The 1,579-nt window shown below is 55.3% G+C and carries 1 protein-coding gene and 1 pseudogene; both read left to right on the plus strand.

From position 1 onward, the window contains the following. Positions 1-103 precede the first annotated feature (103 nt). Positions 104-511: pseudogene (locus EV216_RS18030) on the plus strand (EcoRI family type II restriction endonuclease); the annotation flags it as partial. 136 nt (positions 512-647) lie between these two features. Beyond that, a complete protein-coding gene (locus tag EV216_RS18035; protein ID WP_207894031.1) occupies positions 648-1,508 on the plus strand; it encodes a DNA-methyltransferase in 861 nt (286 codons plus the stop codon). Positions 1,509-1,579: the final 71 nt, after the last annotated feature.

A 1,579-nucleotide genomic window follows, 5' to 3' on the forward strand; every position in this document is an offset into this window, starting at 1 on the left:
GCACCATTGACCCCAGCATGAAGTAGCAAACATAACGACCGGGCGGGTCAGTTCTCGGTGACAACGCTGGGTCAGTTCTCAGTGACATCCAACAGATCAGGACTTCATGGTGGCGGGCAACGCCATCGAGCGCGTGCACAAGAACATCGTCGAATTTCGGAACTTCATGCTCGACGAGCAGCATTTTCCCTATGTCGTGTTTCTGCAAGGATCGAATTTCGCGACCGAGACTTTCAGCGTGTTCACCCCTGACGGGCGCGAAATCGAGATTTCCCACAAGGCCGGAATGCTGAACCGTATTGATCGAGTTACGGCAAGCAGCCTTGGACGGGAGATCAATCAAAACTACTGCGAGAACATCTTCGTTGACGCTGGCGGTGTGCGGCAGATGCTGCAAGTCGCGTCGCTCTACTTCCAAGCAAGCCCTTGGTCAGCGAAGGCGATGGCTGAAGTCCTACTCGATGTTGCGAAGACTTCAATCAACGTGCTGTCAGCAGACTTGCAAACCTGATAACGTGCGGGGACACCGGCGGCGCGGGTGTTCGGCGCCTGCCGTTGACGTTCGCCCCGCTGCGACAAGAAAACAGCGATGAACGGAACAACGGGCAATGGCGAACAGATCACACAGGAACGCAGGACATCAGGCGATGAACGCCCTTAAGAAGGCTGGCGGGAAGCACTCGTCTGAGGCATCGGTCAGCTTTGAGGTGCCGAGCAAGACCCGCCACGTCGTCGGTGTGAGCGACTGCCTCGACACGCTTGCGGCGATCCCCGACAATTCCATTCAACTCATCGTCTGCGATCCGCCCTACAACATTCAGTTGGCCAACTGGGACAGCCATGCCAACTACCTTGATTGGGCGAAAGATTGGCTGCGCGAGGCCGAGCGCGTTTTGGCACCGAGCGGTAGCATCGCAATTTTCGGTGGGTTGCAGTATCAGAACGAAGCAGGTTCGGGCGATTTGCTTTCGTTGATCTCGCATTTGCGGATTAACAGTAAAATGCTGCTCGCAAACCTCATCATCTGGAATTACCCGAATGGTATGAGTGCACACCGATTTTTCGCGAATAGGCACGAGGAAGTCGCATGGTTCGCAAAAACCAACAAGTATTTCTTCGACCTCGACGCGGTGCGCGAACCCTACGACGAGGAAACGAAGAAAGCCTATATGAAAGACAAGCGCCTCAATCCTGAATCTGTGGAGAAGGGCCGCAATCCCACCAACGTTTGGCGGATGCCGCGTTTAAACGGCAACTCGAAGGAACGTGTCGGGCACCCGACGCAGAAACCCGCCGTAGTGATTGAGCGGCTTGTTCGCGCACTGTCCTATCCTGGCTCGACCGTGCTCGACTTCTTCGCTGGCAGCGGCGTCACGACTCGCGTTGCCATTCAGGAGGGCCGTAACAGCATTTCCTTCGACAGAGATCCGATCTTCGAGGAATACCTGAGCAAGCAATTGGAAATGGTTTCTCCTTCGGACCTGCTTAGGCTCAGGACTCGTTCTTGATCATAGCCAGAACAAGACGGTTGCGGCGAGCATGATCGCAGAGAAGAACGTTTCCGGGCACCGATCGTATC

The organism is Rhodovulum steppense, from assembly GCF_004339675.1.
GTDB classification, from domain to species: Bacteria; Pseudomonadota; Alphaproteobacteria; order Rhodobacterales; family Rhodobacteraceae; genus Rhodovulum; species Rhodovulum steppense.